The sequence below is a fragment of the Shewanella sp. MTB7 genome (genome assembly GCF_027571385.1).
Classification (GTDB): Bacteria; Pseudomonadota; Gammaproteobacteria; order Enterobacterales; family Shewanellaceae; genus Shewanella.
In genome coordinates, this window is sequence record NZ_CP085636.1 from 1534205 (window position 1) to 1552281 (window position 18077).

Annotated in this window: 18 protein-coding genes; 9 read left to right on the plus strand and 9 right to left on the minus strand. The window is 42.0% G+C overall.

Annotated elements, in window-relative coordinates:
• Window positions 1–89: 89 nt before the first annotated feature.
• Window positions 90–1025: a Dyp-type peroxidase gene (locus HWQ47_RS06380; RefSeq protein WP_269970337.1), complete on the plus strand. Its 936-nt coding sequence runs from the start codon at window positions 90–92 to the stop codon at window positions 1023–1025.
• Between the two features lie 148 nt (window positions 1026–1173).
• Here HWQ47_RS06380 and argR read toward each other — a convergent pair whose 3' ends face one another.
• On the minus strand, window positions 1174–1644 hold the full coding sequence (argR, locus tag HWQ47_RS06385) for a transcriptional regulator ArgR (RefSeq protein ID WP_269970338.1): 471 nt from the start codon (window positions 1642–1644) through the stop codon (window positions 1174–1176).
• 391 nt (window positions 1645–2035) lie between these two features.
• Here argR and mdh point away from each other — a divergent pair, with 391 nt between their 5' ends.
• A complete protein-coding gene (gene mdh, locus HWQ47_RS06390) occupies window positions 2036–2971 on the plus strand; it encodes a malate dehydrogenase (protein ID WP_269970339.1) in 936 nt (311 codons plus the stop codon).
• Between the two features lie 277 nt (window positions 2972–3248).
• Here the strand turns inward: mdh and ispB are convergent, their stop codons facing one another.
• The gene (ispB, locus tag HWQ47_RS06395; RefSeq protein ID WP_269970340.1) at window positions 3249–4220 is read right to left on the minus strand and encodes an octaprenyl diphosphate synthase; all 972 of its coding nucleotides are present in this window, start codon (window positions 4218–4220) and stop codon (window positions 3249–3251) included.
• A gap of 273 nt (window positions 4221–4493) precedes the next feature.
• Here ispB and rplU point away from each other — a divergent pair, with 273 nt between their 5' ends.
• From rplU to HWQ47_RS06430, 7 genes are all read left to right on the plus strand, one after another.
• Window positions 4494–4805 (plus strand): 50S ribosomal protein L21, encoded by a 312-nt coding sequence (gene rplU / locus HWQ47_RS06400; RefSeq protein WP_269970341.1) that lies wholly within the window; start codon window positions 4494–4496, stop codon window positions 4803–4805.
• A 16-nt stretch (window positions 4806–4821) separates the two neighbouring features.
• A complete protein-coding gene (gene rpmA, locus HWQ47_RS06405; protein WP_144041299.1) occupies window positions 4822–5076 on the plus strand; it encodes a 50S ribosomal protein L27 in 255 nt (84 codons plus the stop codon).
• 131 nt (window positions 5077–5207) lie between these two features.
• Entirely contained in the window at window positions 5208–6377 is a 1170-nt protein-coding gene (cgtA, locus tag HWQ47_RS06410; protein WP_269970342.1) for an Obg family GTPase CgtA, read from the plus strand.
• Window positions 6378–6426: 49 nt separating this feature from the next.
• Window positions 6427–7188 carry a threonine/serine ThrE exporter family protein gene (locus HWQ47_RS06415; RefSeq protein WP_269970343.1) on the plus strand — a complete coding sequence of 254 codons (762 nt, stop codon included), beginning with the start codon at window positions 6427–6429 and terminating at the stop codon, window positions 7186–7188.
• The gene (locus HWQ47_RS06420; protein WP_269970344.1) at window positions 7185–7655 is read left to right on the plus strand and encodes a threonine/serine exporter family protein; all 471 of its coding nucleotides are present in this window, start codon (window positions 7185–7187) and stop codon (window positions 7653–7655) included. The genes HWQ47_RS06415 and HWQ47_RS06420 overlap by 4 nt, the downstream gene beginning before the upstream one ends.
• Window positions 7656–7736: 81 nt before the next feature.
• Window positions 7737–8219: a type 3 dihydrofolate reductase gene (folA, locus tag HWQ47_RS06425; protein WP_269970345.1), complete on the plus strand. Its 483-nt coding sequence runs from the start codon at window positions 7737–7739 to the stop codon at window positions 8217–8219.
• A gap of 103 nt (window positions 8220–8322) precedes the next feature.
• A complete protein-coding gene (locus HWQ47_RS06430; protein WP_269970346.1) occupies window positions 8323–8709 on the plus strand; it encodes a DUF3718 domain-containing protein in 387 nt (128 codons plus the stop codon).
• 85 nt (window positions 8710–8794) lie between these two features.
• Here HWQ47_RS06430 and HWQ47_RS06435 read toward each other — a convergent pair whose 3' ends face one another.
• The 7 genes from HWQ47_RS06435 to lptD all read right to left on the minus strand — a co-directional run bounded on the left by HWQ47_RS06435 (window position 8795) and on the right by lptD (window position 18010).
• Window positions 8795–10822: a methyl-accepting chemotaxis protein gene (locus tag HWQ47_RS06435; RefSeq protein ID WP_269970347.1), complete on the minus strand. Its 2028-nt coding sequence runs from the start codon at window positions 10820–10822 to the stop codon at window positions 8795–8797.
• Window positions 10823–10933: 111 nt separating this feature from the next.
• Window positions 10934–11758: a symmetrical bis(5'-nucleosyl)-tetraphosphatase gene (locus tag HWQ47_RS06440; RefSeq protein ID WP_269970348.1), complete on the minus strand. Its 825-nt coding sequence runs from the start codon at window positions 11756–11758 to the stop codon at window positions 10934–10936.
• 122 nt (window positions 11759–11880) lie between these two features.
• Window positions 11881–12261 carry a Co2+/Mg2+ efflux protein ApaG gene (apaG, locus tag HWQ47_RS06445; RefSeq protein ID WP_269970349.1) on the minus strand — a complete coding sequence of 127 codons (381 nt, stop codon included), beginning with the start codon at window positions 12259–12261 and terminating at the stop codon, window positions 11881–11883.
• A 92-nt stretch (window positions 12262–12353) separates the two neighbouring features.
• Window positions 12354–13157, minus strand: coding sequence for a 16S rRNA (adenine(1518)-N(6)/adenine(1519)-N(6))-dimethyltransferase RsmA (rsmA, locus tag HWQ47_RS06450; RefSeq protein ID WP_269970350.1), 804 nt, complete (start codon window positions 13155–13157; stop codon window positions 12354–12356).
• Window positions 13158–13170: 13 nt separating this feature from the next.
• Window positions 13171–14157, minus strand: a complete 987-nt coding sequence (pdxA, locus tag HWQ47_RS06455) for a 4-hydroxythreonine-4-phosphate dehydrogenase PdxA (protein WP_269970351.1) — start codon at window positions 14155–14157, stop codon at window positions 13171–13173.
• A 75-nt stretch (window positions 14158–14232) separates the two neighbouring features.
• The gene (gene surA / locus HWQ47_RS06460; protein WP_269970352.1) at window positions 14233–15540 is read right to left on the minus strand and encodes a peptidylprolyl isomerase SurA; all 1308 of its coding nucleotides are present in this window, start codon (window positions 15538–15540) and stop codon (window positions 14233–14235) included.
• A gap of 145 nt (window positions 15541–15685) precedes the next feature.
• On the minus strand, window positions 15686–18010 hold the full coding sequence (gene lptD, locus HWQ47_RS06465; RefSeq protein ID WP_269970353.1) for an LPS assembly protein LptD: 2325 nt from the start codon (window positions 18008–18010) through the stop codon (window positions 15686–15688).
• Window positions 18011–18077 lie beyond the last annotated feature (67 nt).

The following is an 18077-nucleotide window of genomic DNA, read 5'->3' on the forward strand; positions in this document are numbered from 1 at the left end:
ATTAATTGTGCGTTAGTTAATATCATTAAAATCTAAAATTATTGATAATACTGCCGATAATGAATTAATGTTAAGAAGGCGGTTAGGATATGGGTGATCAGTTTATGCCTCGTGAACAGTTAGGCGTGTGTGCTGAAGGTAATTTACACAGTGTGTATTTAATGTTTAATGCTAATGATGGTGTTGAATCACAATTACGACCTTGTTTGGCGAATGTGGCTCAGTATATTCATGAGCTTAGCGATCAATATGCAGATAGTGCTTTTAATGGGTTCATTGCTATCGGGGCTAACTATTGGGATAACCTATATTCAGCTGCTCGTCCTGCACAGTTAAGACCATTTCCGGCGAAACGTGCTGGTAATCGTGATATGCCAGCTTTAGAGTATGATCTTTTTGTGCATATTCGTTGTGACCGTTTAGATACATTGCATCTAGTTGCTAACGAAGTATGTCAAATGTTTGAGGGATTAGTTGAATTAGTCGATGAGGAGCGAGGTTTTCGCTTTATGGATAATCGAGATTTAACTGGTTTTGTTGATGGCACAGAGAACCCTAGAGGACGAAACCGGCAAGAGGTGGCGTTAGTGGGTGACGAAGATATAGGATTTAAGTCTGGTAGTTATGTTCATGTGCAAAAATTTGCTCACAATCTGAGTAAATGGCATAAGCTGCCACAGAAGAAGCAAGAAGATATCATCGGTCGAACTAAGCACGATAATATTGAGTACGCATCTGCTGACAAACCCTTAACCAGTCATATTAAGCGTGTAAATCTTAAAGATGCTCAAGGTAACTCGATGGAGATTTTGAGACAGAGTATGCCTTATGGCTCAGTAAAAGAGCAGGGGCTTATGTTTATTTCGAATTGTCGTAATTCAGAACACTTTGAACAGATGCTTCATAGTATGGTGCATGGTGATGAAGAAGGGAATCATGACCACCTGCTTCATTTTACTCAAGCATTAACAGGCTCATCTTTCTTCGCGCCTTCGTTAGATTTTATGGAAAAAGCCGCAAATTAATCGAATGTTTTTGTTTCTTTCCATACAAAAACGCACCTTTAAAGGTGCGTTTTTTGTTTTATAGCTATTGCTTCAATGAAGGGTAAGATAGTTTATGAGGTCTACCAACTTTGTTTAAGCGCCTAGATTATACCAATGAGTATTAGACTTAGCTGGAAAAGTTAAATAGAGATTTAACTGTTGCTAAGGTTTTACCAATCTCTTGGATATTAGATGGGGTGATGAAAATAGTATCATCACCTGCAATAGTACCGAGGATACCTTCAGGTTTACCTATTGAGTCAAGTAGACGTGCGATCAGCTGAGCAGCTCCAGGGCTAGTTCTTACCACGATCATAGTTTGGTTATGATCAACATCTAATACCAGATTTTTGAGTGGACTACCTGCCGTAGGTACACCGAGCTCTGCAGGAAGGCAGTAAACCATCTCTTGCTTTGCATTTCGGGTGCGAACAGCCCCAAACTTGCTGAGCATTCTAGATACTTTAGATTGGTTAATATTGCTATAGCCTTCAGCTTGAAGCGCGAGAACAATTTCACTCTGAGAACCGAATCGCTCCTCTTTCAAAATTGATTTAAATGTTTTTACGAGTTCGTCTTGAGATCTATTTGCTTGCATAATTTATTATTCTATATTCAAAAAACTTAATCATTTTGAATATTGTAGCTGTTTTTGTCAACAACTACTCGACTTATGTGAATAAGAATGCATTATCAACTTAAAAAGACTGTTGTGGTGAAGGTATGTGATGCTGGATATATAGCTAAACTATTTGAGAATCCCCACTGAATCCTGCATTACCAAGTAGCTCGATATAGATGATTCAAGGGGGAAATGTTAATTTCAAGCTTGAAATGCTGAGCTTTTAGACTATTTATTAAGCATGAAGACAATAATAACCTAACCAAGACTAAGGGATAATTGAACTTTCTCTGTGATTACAGTAATGTTGCTGCATCTGTAAAATGGATTTATGTCACAAAACACCTAAGAAATGACGGAGATAACTATGAAAGTTGCTGTACTTGGTGCCGCTGGTGGTATTGGTCAAGCTCTTGCCTTACTACTAAAAACGCAATTGCCTGCTGACTCAAAACTATCACTATATGATATCGCTCCTGTAACACCTGGTGTTGCCGTTGACCTTAGTCATATTCCGACAGCTGTAGAAGTTAAAGGTTTTGCTGGTCAAGATCCTTCATCAGCACTTGAAGGTGCGGATGTTGTTTTGATCTCGGCTGGTGTAGCTCGAAAGCCAGGAATGGATCGTTCAGATTTATTCAATATTAATGCCGGAATCGTTAGAAACTTAGTTGAAAAGTGTGCCGCGACTTGTCCAAATGCCTTAATTGGAATTATTACTAATCCAGTTAACACGACAGTGGCAATTGCAGCTGAAGTGCTGAAAGCTGCGGGTGTGTACGATAAGAATCGTTTGTTCGGAATTACAACACTTGATGTTATTCGTTCTGAGACTTTTGTTGCTGAAGCTAAAGGTCTGAATGTCGCAGATGTCACTGTTAATGTTATCGGTGGACACAGTGGGGTGACTATTCTTCCACTTCTTTCTCAAATAGAAGGAGTGAGTTTCACTGATGAAGAAGTGGCGACGTTGACGACACGTATTCAAAATGCAGGTACTGAAGTTGTTGAAGCTAAAGCCGGTGGCGGTAGTGCAACACTTTCTATGGGTCAGGCTGCTTGTCGCTTTGGTCTAGCGCTTGTACGTGGTCTTCAAGGTGAAGAAAATGTGATTGAGTGTGCCTATGTTGATGGTGGTAGTGAGCATGCTGAATTTTTCGCACAGCCAATCTTACTGGGTAAGAAAGGCGTAGAAAAAGTACTAGCTTATGGTGACGTGAGTGAGTTCGAAGCAAATGCTCGTGATGCGATGCTAGATACGCTTAAAGCTGACATTAAGCTTGGTGTCGAGTTTGTTAAGTAATTATTGTCTGATTCAAATCTGACAAATAAAAAGGAGCCTGTCGGCTCCTTTTTTGTACATGGATGTACTTATCCCCGATCGCATGGATAGCGATTGAGGGGATTTGTACATGGCAGGAGGTGTTCCTTCATCTCTGTGCATTCCTATCATTCCTGATAGTCAGAGTACTTGTCCCCGATCGCATGACACCTGAAATGTTCCCTACATTTCTTGGCATTCCCTACATCCTGTACGTCAAAGCGATTGAGGGGATTTGTGTTTGATAACCGATGTAAAATTAATGGTTGCGAGCTACAGCTATTTTAGCGAGAGAAATTAGCGCTTGCTTGTAATCACTCTCCGGCAGTATAGAAAGCGCCTCTATGGCTTTATCTGACTCTTCTTGAGCACGTTTAAAAGTGTATTCAAGTGCGCCACAATCTTCGAGGGCTGCTAATATAGGTTCAATACTGTCTGTACCATCACCTTTTTCGATAGCGGTACGTATAAGAAGCTTTTGAGCATCCGAACCGTGAGAAATTGCATAGATAAGGGGGAGGGTCGGTTTACCTTCTGCGAGATCGTCACCTATGTTCTTACCTAGTTCTTCAGTGTCAGCGGTATAATCAAGCAGATCATCGGTCAGTTGAAAAGCTGTTCCTAAATACTTTCCATAAGCGGCTAAAGCAGCTTGAATCTCGTTAGAGCTATTGGCGAGGACTCCGGCTAAACGGGTTGCTGCTTCAAAAAGCTTGGCCGTTTTACAGTAGATCACTCTCATATAGCTTTCTTCAGTTGTATTTGGGTCATTACAGTTCATTAACTGTAAAACTTCACCTTCTGCTAATACATTAGTCGCATCGGCAAGTACTTCAAGGATCTCCATGCTACCTAGCTCGGTCATCATCTGAAATGAGCGGGTGTAAAGAAAATCACCGACTAAAACACTTGCACTGTTTCCGAAAAGGGCATTCGCCGTTTCTCTGCCACGGCGTAAAAGGGATTCATCGACAACATCATCATGAAGTAAGGAGGCGGTGTGGATAAACTCAATAATAGCTGCAAGTTTAAGGTGAGCTTCACCTTCATAATTAACAGCTCGTGCAGCTAAAATTGATAGAAGGGGGCGCATACGCTTGCCGCCGCCATTAATAATGTAGAAGCCCAATTGATTAATCAGGGCTACATCAGATTCTAGTTGTTTGTATATTAGCTTATTAACATTGTTCATGTCGTTGTCGGCTAACTGACGAATGGCGTTCAAATCCATAGAAAGGCTCTGGTTAATGGGGGAGTCATATAATCGGCGCCCCGCTTATGGTTTAAATGTTATAATGTTGAGATTCTACCTAAAAATAAGCGTTAAGGCATCACTAGAAGCTGATACTGGGAGTAATTCCGTTCTTTTTTTATTCTTATTGAATTAGGGCTTGTCAGCTTAGAGTTCTTAGCGTAAACTCCGCGACCATTGTCATTAAAGCTTTTATACACCCCTGCCTCATCAAATGAGCCGGGTGATAGAAAAAATCGGAGTGAAATAGCTATGTACGCTGTTTTTCAAAGTGGTGGAAAGCAACATCGTGTTGCTGAAGGCCATACTGTTCGTCTAGAGAAATTAGAAGTCGCTACAGGCGAAACTGTTGAGTTTGACCAAGTTCTTTTGGTTGCTGACGGTGAGACTGTTCATGTTGGTGCACCTTTAGTTGAAGGTGGCAAGGTTGTTGCTACAGTAGTTAGCCACGGCCGTGCTGATAAAGTGACTATTGTTAAGTTTCGTCGTCGTAAGCACCACGATAAAAAAATGGGCCACCGTCAGTGGTTTACCGAAGTTAAAATTACAGCTATCAACGCTTAATTAGGAGTTATAACTCATGGCACATAAAAAAGCTGGCGGTTCGACTCGTAACGGCCGCGATTCAGAAAGTAAACGTCTTGGTGTAAAGCGCTTCGGTGGTGAATCAGTTCTTGCTGGTAACATTATCGTTCGTCAACGTGGTACTAAATTCCACGCTGGTGTAAACGTAGGTATTGGTCGTGACCATACTCTATTTGCTTTGACTGACGGTAAAGTTAAGTTCGAAGTTAAAGGTCCTAATAACCGTAAGTTTATTAGCATCGAAGGCTAATCATTAGCTCACGCTAAGATTGCTTGTTAAAGCCCCGCCTTTGGTGGGGCTTTATTGTTTATGGTAAAAATTTTGGCTACATGAATCACAAAGAAGTATAATTCTTTCATTCTGTGGTGCCCGGAGTAGGTATGAAGTTTGTCGATGAAGCTGTGATCAGAGTTGAAGCTGGTGATGGTGGTAGTGGTTGCGTTAGTTTTAGACGCGAGAAATATGTACCCGATGGCGGCCCAGATGGCGGCGACGGTGGTGATGGTGGCAGTGTTTATCTGCAAGCTGATGAAAGTTATAACACGCTAATTGATTTTCAATTCGAGCGTTTTCATTTTGCTGAACGTGGAAAAAATGGTCGCGGTCGTGACTGTACCGGACATGGTGGTGAAGATTTAGTTCTATCGGTTCCTGTTGGTACTCGTGCTATTGACGAAGAGACACAAGAGTCTCTTGGTGATTTAACTCACCATGGTCAAAGGATGTTAGTCGCAAAAGGTGGCTTCCACGGGCTAGGTAACACTCGTTTTAAGAGTAGTACTAACCGTGCACCAAGGCAGAAAACATTAGGGACTCCTGGTGAGGTGCGTAGCTTAAAACTTGAGCTTATGTTGCTTGCTGATGTGGGCCTTTTAGGTATGCCTAATGCGGGTAAGTCTACCTTTATTCGTGCCGTGTCACGCGCTAGACCAAAAGTTGCTGACTATCCGTTTACGACGTTAGTGCCCAACCTTGGTGTGGTTAACCCAAGACATGGTCAGAGCTTTGTGATTGCTGATATTCCAGGTCTTATTGAAGGTGCAGCAGATGGTGCCGGTCTAGGTGTTCAGTTCCTGAAACATCTTGAGCGTTGTCGTGTTCTATTGCACATCCTAGATATCGATCCTATTGATGGTTCTGATCCGGTTGATTCAGCACGAGCGATTGTTGCTGAACTAGAAAAGCATTCTCCTAAACTTGCTATTAAGCCGCGTTGGTTAGTGATAAACAAGACCGATCTTATGCTTGAAGATGAGCTTAAAGAGCGCGTTGCTCGCGTAGTTAAAGAGCTTGAATGGGAAGGTGACGTTTACACCATTTCAGCCTATAACCGTGAAGGTACCGAGGCATTAAGTCTTAAATTAATCGACTTTATTGATGCGCTTCCACCAGAGGAAGAAATTGATAAAGAAGCTGAAGTTGAATTCAAATGGGATAACTACCATGAGAAGGCTAACGAATCATTGAACGAAAATTACGTTGCAGATGATGATGACGATGATGACTTCGACGATGATGATTATGATGTAAAGGTTATCTACCAAAGATAGTTTTGACTATCTTATCTATAGTTAATGAGATATTTTTTTTGAGACTAGAGTGTACGCAGATACTCAAAATGATATAACTCGGCAAGTTGTCCGAGTGGCTCAACTATTGTTGGCCTATGGCGCTGAATCTGAGCTTGTCGAAGAGATAAGCCAGCGCCTTGGCTATGCTTTAGGATTAGCCAGCGTAGAAATTTCCATCTCCTCAAATTCTCTTGTGTTAACCAGTTTAGTTCATGGACGCTGTATTACTACCACACGTAGAATTCGTGAACATGGTATTAATATGGCGATTATTTGTGAATTGCAGCGGATCTGTTTACTCACAGAGAAAGGCCTATATGGTATCAATGAGGTGAGAAAGCGAGTTTCACGTATCGAGCCTAGAACTTACCCAAAACGTTATTTAGTGCCTATGATTGGTCTATCCTGTGCCAGTTTCTGCCATCTGTTTGGTGGTGATATTACGGCTTGTATTATTACTTTCATTGCCTCTTCCGTCGGCATGTTTGTCAGAGTTTCTATCGCTAAATACCATTTTAACCTATTGCTTAATTTTGCCATCACGGCTTTCGTGATCACGTTAATTGCCCAACTGGGTTATCATTTTGATTTAACGGATACGCCTAAATTACCGATGGCCGCGAGTGTGTTGATGTTAGTGCCCGGGTTTCCTATGATAAATGCCATTTCAGATATGGTGAAAGGGCATTTGAATGTTGGGATTTCCCGTTGGGGCCATGCGACTTTACTCACCATATCTTCAGTGATAGGTATCACCATTTCAATGCAGTTAGGTGGGCTTCTTCTATGATTGAACTCATTATTAAATTGCTTCATGATGCATTTTTTTCAGCCATACCGGCAGTTGGTTTTGCCATGGTGTTTAATGTACCCAAGCGTTTTTTGCCCTATTGTGCAATAGCGGGTGCTTTGGGACATAGCAGTAGAACTTTGCTGTTACATTTTAGCTTACCAATCGAGTGGGCAACATTTATCGCAGCTGCGCTGGTTGGTTTGGTGACTATCGGTTTTGCAAAGCGCCATCTGGCCCCACCATTGATGTATGCTGTAGCGGCAATAATCCCAATGATTCCTGGCACCTATGCTTTTAATACTGTAATAGCTCTGGTACAGCTAACTGCTCAGTCAGAGGTCACTCCTGAACTTACCTCTGCCGTGATCAGTAATGGTTTAAAGACCGTATTTTTATTAGGGGCGTTATCGGTAGGACTTGCAATGCCGAGTCTGCTCTACTTTAGAACACGGCCTGTGATATAGCTAAATTAGCACTGAACGTTTAGGGCTCTATTGGCAACCGTTTGGACATAGATAAACCTATAATAAATTCTCGGAGATAGAATGAAAATAGCCTTAATAGCTGCGATGGCAAATAATCGTGTCATCGGTAAAGATAATCAAATGCCATGGCATCTTCCCGAGGATCTTCGTCATTTTAAAGTGATGACATTAGGTAAGCCTATCGTGATGGGACGGAAGACCTTCGACTCTATCGGTAGACCACTTCCTGGGCGGCATAATATTGTGATTAGTCGCCAAGAGGAGTTGGCTATTGAAGGGACGACTTGCGTTACCTCTTTTGAAGCTGCAATGGAAGCCGCAGGTGATATTGAAGAATTAGTGGTCATCGGTGGAGGACAACTCTATAGGACTACACTAGCGCTGGCTGATAAGCTGTACTTGACTGAGATTAACCTTAATGTCGATGGTGACACATATTTTCCAGAGTGGGATGACGGAACATGGTTAAAAGTTGGATCAAAAAGTGCTATAAGTGATAAAGGTTTGGGGTATCGCTTTATAGAGTTGGTAAAAAAATGTTAAGTTATAGTGCTTGCTACATTATTGAGTAGTAAGTGCGGCTTAAACCTTACTGGTACTCCGCAAATAAACATAAAAAAATTATTAAATTTTAAAGGAGTATCCTATGCGCCTGTTGCCTATAACGATAGCTGCAGTTATTGCACTTTCTAGCTATACGCTTCCCGCCCATGCCGAGTATCCATTAGCGTCCTCTATCTGTCAGTATGTTCAAACTAATGATAAGAATAGATTACGAAAAAAACTTAAAGAGACCCGTATAAAGATACGAAATATATATGCTGATATTTCTTGTAACGGTTATAGTTTACTGCGTTTTGCATTTAAAAGTGGCTCAGATGAGATTGGAACCTATATTGCTAAGCGTTTACCGGTTTCTAAGTTGAATGCTGCTGAAGCCGATGGCAATGACATTAGCGCTTGGGTTGAAGCGAACGGACATAGTGACAGCGCAATTAATGTCGCAATTCAAGCGCGTATATCTGGTGGTTAGCTGTTATTTGACTAAAAATAAAAATACCGGACATATGTATATGTCCGGTATTTTTTTATCTTCTGAACAGTAAGTAAACCGCAGATTATACCTTAAACTCGCCTACAGAGGCCTGAAGTTCCTCCGCAAGCTGGGCAACTTGATGACTCGATTGGGCTGTTTGATCTGCGCCTGATGCGGTTTCTTCTGAAATAGCTGCAATATGTTCCAACATTTCAGAGACTTGTTGGCTAACTAAGTTTTGCTCCTGAGCAGCATGAGCTATATGGGTACCAGAATCGTGAGCTTGATGCACCGCTTCGCTGATACTTTCCAGTGCCACGTTTGCTTGCTCTGTTTTTTCGACACATATGCTGGCTTGATTACGGCTCTGCTCCATCACAGATACAGCTTCTTGAGTACCCTGTTGTAAGACTTGGATCATCTGCTGGATCTCTTGAGTTGAGTCTTGTGTTCTTGAGGCTAAACTACGCACCTCGTCTGCAACAACCGCAAAGCCACGTCCTTGCTCACCAGCTCGTGCTGCTTCAATAGCCGCGTTTAATGCGAGTAGGTTAGTCTGCTCTGCAATACCACGAATAGTGTCCAGAATTGAACCAATAGAGGCGCTATCTGTATGTACCTTATTGATCACTAGGCCAGCTTTGGCAACTTCATCGGCTAATGCCAGAATAGTTTGTTTATTTTCGTCAGCAATAGCACGCATATGCTGTGCTTCTTCATCAGCTTGTTTGATCTGTTTCAATGCATCATCGGCACTGCTTGTTACTTGTTGTGCGCTGGAGTTCAATTGGGTCGTCGCAGTGGCCACCTGATCGACCTGACTTTTCTGCTCCTGAATGCTGACCGTGGTTTGTGTGGTGATAGCCGACGTTTCCTCTGCCGCAGCAGCAAGTTGATTTGAGCGGTCTAAAATTCCTTGTATCAGATTTCTTAAGCTATCAACCAAGCGGTTGCAGTTACGAGATAATTCTGCAAATTCATCATGACCTGAATCGTCTAACTTATGTGTTAGGTTACCCGATGCCAAAATATTGAGCGCCGTATTGACCTTATTCAGTGACCGCTTGAGTGGCGTAATAACCGCGTAGCTCACACCAAAGGCGACAAAAATGACAATAATCATCAGGATGATGGTATTAAAACTGGCTCTGTCAATATCTTCGATAGCTTTGTGACTAATTTGGGTGGAGACAGATTCAACTTTTTCAATCAATTCACTCATGATGACATTAACGCCATCCACATCTTGGTTGACCTTTTTCAGCATCTGTTCGGCGGAAGCGTCAAAATTTAGTTGACGTTCTTTCATCGCCAGCAGAGAATTATTACCTTGAAGTAGGGTAAATACCTTAGCGGCTTCGGTGTTAATATCACTCATCAAAGTCGCATCGACAACTCCATCCCAGTGACGAGTGACATATTCGAGTTTACTTTGAGCATCATTTATCAGGTAATTTAGCTCTTGGGATATGGTTTCAAATTTAGGCTGAGACTTGCTGTTAATTAGGTCGAAATTCGTACTGGCAATACTGCTGAGACTATTATCTATATTGCTCGCCGTTGCAGCTATCTCTTGATCGGTTAGGTCTTCACTGGTTTCAAGATCAATGAGATCCAGAAGAAGAGAGGCCGTATCGTCAGCCGTTTCCTCTAACTCCGCCAGTTTGACCACTAACTTTTCTTGGGTAATAAGGGCATTTTCATGAGTAATGATTAACTTGTTACTACTGGCTACAAAGTCTTGATAACGGCTTCTCAGTGTCGAAGTCATACTGGCAAAGCCAGCCTGTTGTTGGGAACTTAGCAGTCTGGACAGTGTATTTAGTTCAGTGTTGAAAGACTGGCTATGTTCGGTAAATTTGCTTTTTAGTGCCGAAATTTTATCTGGTTGAGTGCTGTGATAAGCGATTAAAATTTGTTTCTCTTGCAGCGATAGATTTTGAATTAGACGACTACTGGATTCTAAAGCTGGTAGGCTTAATTCTTGTAGTATTTGAGTACTACTTTTAAGATCGCTGTTAGTGAGCAAGGAAGCGCCACCCAATGCAATTAAGAGTAAGGTGACAATACTAAACCCGCCGATAACTCTAGTGGCGACATTCAATTTCATAGGGTGCTCCGTTTTGGTATTATTATTATGTCCCTAGCACTTAATTATGGTTAATTGAGTGCTTGAATATTCATGAACAACGATTAGTTATCGGCAAAAAGTTGTTTTAGTTTAACTCTTTTTTAACTTGTTTTGGGTAATTATTTCATCAGTTTCTAGATGCCATAGGCTTAAATACTCTCCCCAGCAACAGCCTGTGTCCAGCGCTTTAATGGTAGGAGAGTCAACTTCGCCCATCACTGCAGCCCAATGACCAAATACCAGCGTATGGGTTTTGTTAATTTTACCTTCTTGTATAAACCAGGGGGTTAGATCAGGATCCTTACATTCTGCCGGGGATAGTTTGCATTCAAAATCGAGTCTGCCATCGCTGTGTAAAAAACGCATTCTCGTGAGTGCATTTATGCAATAGATCTTTCTCTCTAAATCATCCATTCCAAGGTGCCATAGGTTTGAGCCCGAGGTGTACATTTTCTGGATCAGGCTCTTCTCATAATTTGTTGACAGTAAAGCTTGGGTGACCAGTTGGCTTTCGGCTCTTAGTGTGGACAGATCCCATTGAGGTGGAACACCAGCATGGCTCATTATAATCTTGTGTTCAGGTAATTCTTGATGAAGCGGTTGATGGCGTAGCCAGCCTATTAACGAGGTAATGTCTGGTGCAGCAAGCAAAGCCTCTAGTTTATCTTTCGGGTTAACTCTTTTGATTTTGGCGTGTACGGCCATTAAATGCAGATCATGATTGCCCAAAGAAACATTAGCTGATCCATCAAGCTGTTTAAAATACCTCAGTGTAGGCAACGAGCCCGCTCCTCTAGCGACTAAGTCACCTACAGCCCAAAGTTGATCTCGTGAAGGATTGAAATCAACTTTAGATAAAAGTTGAATTAACTCATCGAAACAACCCTGAATATCACCCACAAAATAATTTGCCATCTCTTATTTTAATCCTTTTAAATCAATATATAACTGTAATGGGCGCTGAAAGGAAAAGAAATATGTTTATACCTGAGAAATGTGACCTCGATTTAGATAGCAGAAAAAGACAATCGCTATTTCTAGTGCAGTAATCCAGGAACAGAGAGTCGAAAGGGGAGAATGGTTGCGTTAAATACTTCACCACTTTCTGTGAGCATACCATAGCTGCCTTGCATTACACCTAAGGGAGTTTCGAGTACAGTGCCACTTGTGTATTGGTAAGCAGTGTCAGGGGCTATTGTTGGTGTTTCACCCACTACGCCCGCGCCTTGTACTACGCTGAAGTGTTGATTTGAATCAGTGATAGACCAGTGACGAGTTTTTAGCGTCACGGGTTCTTTACCTAAGTTGATAATGGTGATTGTGTATCTAAACAGATATCTCTCATCATTTGGTGAAGACTGCTCTTCGATATATTCTGTTTTGACTTCAATCTTTATCGAGGCTTCAAGTTCAGTCATGGATGTCCTTTTAACAAAAAGGAGGGCAAGCCCTCCTACATTTTGTAAGTCATTTTAGAATTTAACATAGAGTCTAAATGAAGTAAGCGTTTTTATTGCTTATCAATGACCAGATTTGTCATAGCAACATATTGCTGAACAGTGATCTGCTCTGGTCTAAGAGTCGCATCGATACCTAACTCTGCAAACTCTTCATCAGAGATAATATGTTTAAGGTTATTGCGTAAGGTTTTACGGCGCATATTAAATGCTGTGGTCGTTAGATGTCTTAACTGATCGACATCTTTACATGGCCAAGGTTTCACCTTAAATGGTACGAGACGCACAACAGCCGAGTCGACTTTAGGCGCTGGAGTGAAACTTTCCGGTGGTACTTCAAGCACTGGCATAACCTGGCAATGGTACTGTGCCATAACCGTCAAACGGCCATAAGCTTTTGTTCCAGGGCTAGCAGAAAGTCTGAGTACGACCTCTTTTTGCAACATGAAGTGCATGTTTTCAATTTGCTCAGCAAATTCAAACAAGTGGAACATCAGTGGCGTCGAGATGTTGTAAGGCAGATTGCCGAACACTTTCATCTGGCGGCCTTCTTCCACAAGTTGACTGAAGTCAAATTTAAGCGCATCACCTTGGTGAATATCCAACTTATCTTTTAGTGTCGGGTGTTCACGTAGACGTGCGACCAGATCTTTATCCAGTTCAACTACTGTCAGTTTATCAATACCACTCGCTACCGGCTCGGTTAAGGCGGCAAGGCCCGGACCAATCTCTACCATTACATGATCGTTATCTGGGGAGATAGCACCAACAATTCGATTGATAATATTATGATCGGTCAAAAAGTTTTGTCCGAAACGTTTCCTGGCCGTGTGGCCTAAATGTACTTTATTACTCATTGCTTATTTTCAACTACTCAGCTTTTGCTGCCAAATCTATGGCTTTATTTAGTGCACAGACAAAGCTTCCTATGTCTGCTTGGCCAGTACCAGCGAGTTCAAGCGCAGTACCGTGATCCACCGAAGTGCGTATATATGGAAGTCCGAGCGTGATATTCACAGAGCTACCAAAACCTTGGGATTTAAGTACCGGTAAACCTTGGTCATGATACATGGCAAGGATCACATCGGCGTCTTTTAAATATTTACTTTGGAAAATGGTGTCCGCGGGCAACGGACCAACCAGGCTGATACCTTCGGCTCGTAACTCCTCTAAGGCTGGAATGATAGTGTCTATCTCTTCTCTGCCTAAATGACCATCTTCACCTGCATGGGGGTTAAGTCCGCACACATATATCTTTGGTTGCTTAATGGCAAATTTATTAACTAAATCTGTATGCAAGATTTTGATAATCTGATGCAGTCTATCACGGGTTATTGCTTTAGACACATAGGCCAAAGGAATATGAGTTGTGACTAAAGCGACATGTAAATTTGGCGCTGACAACATCATCACAACGTCTTGACAGTTCGCTTGATGTGCAAAAAACTCGGTATGACCACTAAAGGAAATACCAGCTTGATTGATAATACCTTTATGAACTGGACCGGTAACCACCGCATCAAATTCACCGTTCATGTTCTTTTCACCAGCATAGGTCAGAGTCTGAATCACATAAGCACTATTTTGCTCATCGAGTTGACCACAAGTAGCCTCTGCATTAAGTGAAAATGGTGCTAAAGTCAAGGTCCCAGCTTCTTGTGCTTTTGGCGCCAAACTAGGTTGGTAAGGCTTAAGCTTTAGCGGAAGCCCGAGCATTTTGGCTCGTGAATATAAAAGTTCTGGATCCGCACAAACAACTAGCTCAGCAGGCCAAGCCTGCTGAGCTAGTTGGATAACTAAATCTGGACCAATCCCGGCTGGTTCACCCGGGGTAATGGCTATTCGTTTAGTCGTCAATATATTTAGCCTCGATTAAATAGGTTCTGGTATCAAGTTAACTCTTGTGGATAATAATAACAGATTTAGCCATAATTATTCGCCTCGATTGTTGTCAGGTTCGAAGACTTCGATATACGCTTCAGCTCTCATCTCGTCGAGCCAGTTTTGTAACTCTTCATTAAACTTACGGCGGAAGATGAGTTGATGTGCTTTGTTAGTATTAAATTTGTCGGTAGCATCTGTCTTACGACGCTCTTCAAGCTGCACTATATGCCAACCATGACTTGAACGGAAGGGCTCACTGATTTCATTTAACTCAAGGGCATTTAATGTCTGAGAAAATGCCGGTACATAGACACTTGGATCAGCCCAACCTAGCTCACCACCTTTTGCCCCTGAACCAGGATCTTCAGAATACTGACGGGCCAGTGCTGCGAAATCGGCATCACCAGAACGGATCTGAGTGACAAACTTATCAAGCATCGCTTTAGCACGCTCTTCAGATAAGATTGGAGAAGGTTTGACTAGGATGTGTCTTGAGCGAACTTCATCGACCTCTTTGGTCTGTAGACCCCGAGCACCCATTACTTTAATGATGTGGAAACCCGCCCCACTTCTGATTGGACCGATCACATCACCGGGTTTAGCATTTGCTAACACTTCGGCAAATAACGTCGGCATTTCATTGACGTTCATATAATCCCAGATACCACCTTCTAGGGCCTTAGGGCCAGAAGATGCTGCGATTGCAGTACGGCGGAAATCATCGCCACTTTTTACGCGTTTAAGCACTGTTTCGGCGCGTTTACTGGCTGTTGCAAGCTGTTCGCTGTTAGGACTGTTTGGAACTTCAATCAGGATATGTCCAATCTGAAACTCAACCTCTTGTAGACCTTTCTCCTCAATCATCTTAACTAAGCTACTGATTTCTTGAGGAGAGACTTGAATGCGGCGCTGAACCTGAATACGTTGTATCTCACCTAAGGTGATCTCTTCACGTAACTGTTCACGGTATTGATTCCAGCTCATTCCCTCTTGAGCTATTTTAACTTGCATCTGCTCAACGGTTAAGTTTTGTTCTTTAGCTATATTGCCAATGGTTTGGTCGAGTTGTAGATCACCAATATGCAGGCCGATTCTATCAGCCATCTGCATCTGTAATCGAGTCATGATTAGACGCTCAATAACCTGTGTTCTAAGTGCATTGTCAGAAGGTAGGTCTTGGCCTGCTGCAGTAGCATTTGCTTTCACTGTTTTAACCATGCCAGAGATCTCACTCTCTAGCAGGATACCTTCGTTAATCTGTACCGACACACTATCGAGAGGGGTATTTAGGGCTTGTGCTGTATGGCTCACGGCCAGAGCAAGAAAAGCTAAAATTAAATGTTTACTCGGTTTCATCCACAAAAATCCTTGGCATATTAATGTCAGGTGCAGTATCAAATGATGCTGACTTGATTCTATTATCATGATTGGACTCTAAGACCCGCTCATGGTTCATCTAAAATAAACTTATTTGATCCCATAGGGAATCTAGTTGTAATTATCAGTTTTTAAGATATAAGGGTTTGCGATAGTTAAATAAACCATCGTCAAGCATATCCGACACACCTAATGGACCAGAACCGCCGAGTCCTTTTATCACGAAGTTAAGGTAAAACCCCGTTTCAAAGAGCTCACGATTATCCAGAACTGGACTAAAGTCATCATCATAATTGGTTTTAATTCGATAATGATAACTTAACCTAACGGCCCAGCAACATGATTCATACTGAAAACCAGTGTAAGTTTCTACACTGCGGCTTTCGTTAAGATCATAATACCAGTTACCGACTAAATACCAACTGTCATTAATTGGCCAAGCTGCTCGCATACCTGCTTGAGATATATTGACCGACTCATTGGTATTTGAGTTCAACAGATCTGGTACATAGCGGTAACTGAACTGGAGTAACTTATTAGCACCAGGTCTAAAGTCGAGTGTTACCTCACTCTTTTTATTCTCGCTTTGCTTAGTGTCATACTGAATAGAGCCACTTATAAACCAGTCTTTATATAATTTACTGTTTAATTCGGCGGCAAGCACAGAGTTAGAGGTATTTTCTTGGATTAACCTATCATTAGGAATCGAGGGATCACTAATGCCTACTTTACTGTCTTCAAAGTAGTAAATCTGTCCCACACTAAACTTAAATGTTTCAACATTATGTTCATCAAACAAGCGAGTTGTTAGGCCTAGTGTTAATTGATTCGCATCAGCAATTCTATCGATGCCTGAAAAACGCCTGTCCCGGAAAAGACCAAAGTAATCATCTTGTATTATCGCGGTATCATAAATGCCAATGTCGTCTTGGTTTTCATAACCGACATACAAGTATTGGAATTGAGGTTCTAATGTTTGGCGATAGTTTTCATTGAAGTAGCTGGTAAAACGTTCAAAATTTACCTGGCCGTGTACGCGTACCAGTGGCAAGGTTCGATTGACAAAACTGGCGATTTCATCATCAGCAGCGAACTCATTAACATCCTGCCAATAGTAGGTTTGTAGCAATTTGACTTCACTGGTCAATGAGCCTGCTGGACCATGAATAGGGTAAGAGATACTGGGTTCAAAATTCAGACGTGTTGCGGTTGTGAATCTGCTGTCTTCATGTTGAAAATTACTCGCTTCACTGGTAAGTCCGAAATCTAAGCCGTTCCAAAAATCTGGTGCGCGATAGTTAAGGCCTATCTGTGGCATAACCTGATAAGGTTTTTCGTCGCCACCCAATACTTTGATATTTTGTACTCGGGCAGTGACATCCCAGTTTTGTTCGAAGTAGCTAATCTCACCGATGCGAGATATTTGGTTATCGGTCGCTCGTTGCACATCGGAATTGAGATCGTTGAAATAGTTGTTATCTGATACATTGGTAAAGTTAGCCATCACTCGCCAATTTTCATTGATAGCGCCCCTATGTTCCCAATGATAAAGGTAACGATCAGGTGAGTCGGCTAGCATGTTGTCGCTGCCTATGTACTCTAAATTTAGTTGACCTTGTTGTGACTCTCCCGCCAGATAGCGGAAATCACTCTTTAAGAATAAACCTCGTGATGACATATAATGAGGAGTAAAAGTGAGATCATACTCTGGAGATATATTCCAATAATAAGGCGTCGCAATTTCGACACCATTAGTGGTGCTGGTGCTTAGTTCTGGAAATAGAAAGCCAGATTTACGTTTTTCAGATACCGGTATCGTCATATAGGGAATATAGAATACAGGGACGCCACCAATTTTTAACTTGGCATCCCAGAGTTCGCCCCACTCTTCAGAACTGTCAATCTTGATTGTTTCAGCTTCCAGTAACCAAGAGGTGTCACCTGGAGGACAGGTGGTAAAGTTGGTCTTAGTCAGGTGTAAGTTGTTATCTGAAGTTATTTCTAGTTTTTCGGCATCACCATGAATTTGTTGACCGTGCATCCAATACTGTGCACCCCAAAGGGATGCACTGTTACTGCGCATCTCAGCGGTGAGGGAGTCGGCTGTAATGGTTATCATCTGATCTTGAAACACTAGGTTGCCATTGGCATCCAAGCGTTCATTTTGCTGGTCTAGTATTGCTTCATCGGCAGCAATATGCCGATCACCTTGACTGAATAAAACATTGCCATTAAATTTAGCTTGTTTGCCCATTTCTGCTTCAGAGCGATTCGATATGATTCGGATCTCTTGTTGCGCTAGCACCGTTTGGTCACCGCTTGTTGGCGATAGACGAGGGACGGGAGGCTCGACGATACACTGTAAACCAGCATCGAGAATTTGGGGAATGTCTTCAGCCAAGACTAATTGGGGAAGTAGGCTTAATGCCAATAAATAACGGATCTGCATCTTAAGTCGTTTAATATAATTTCTTAGTCTGGACAATAATTGGGGATAAATGTTGTCGATTTTCAGA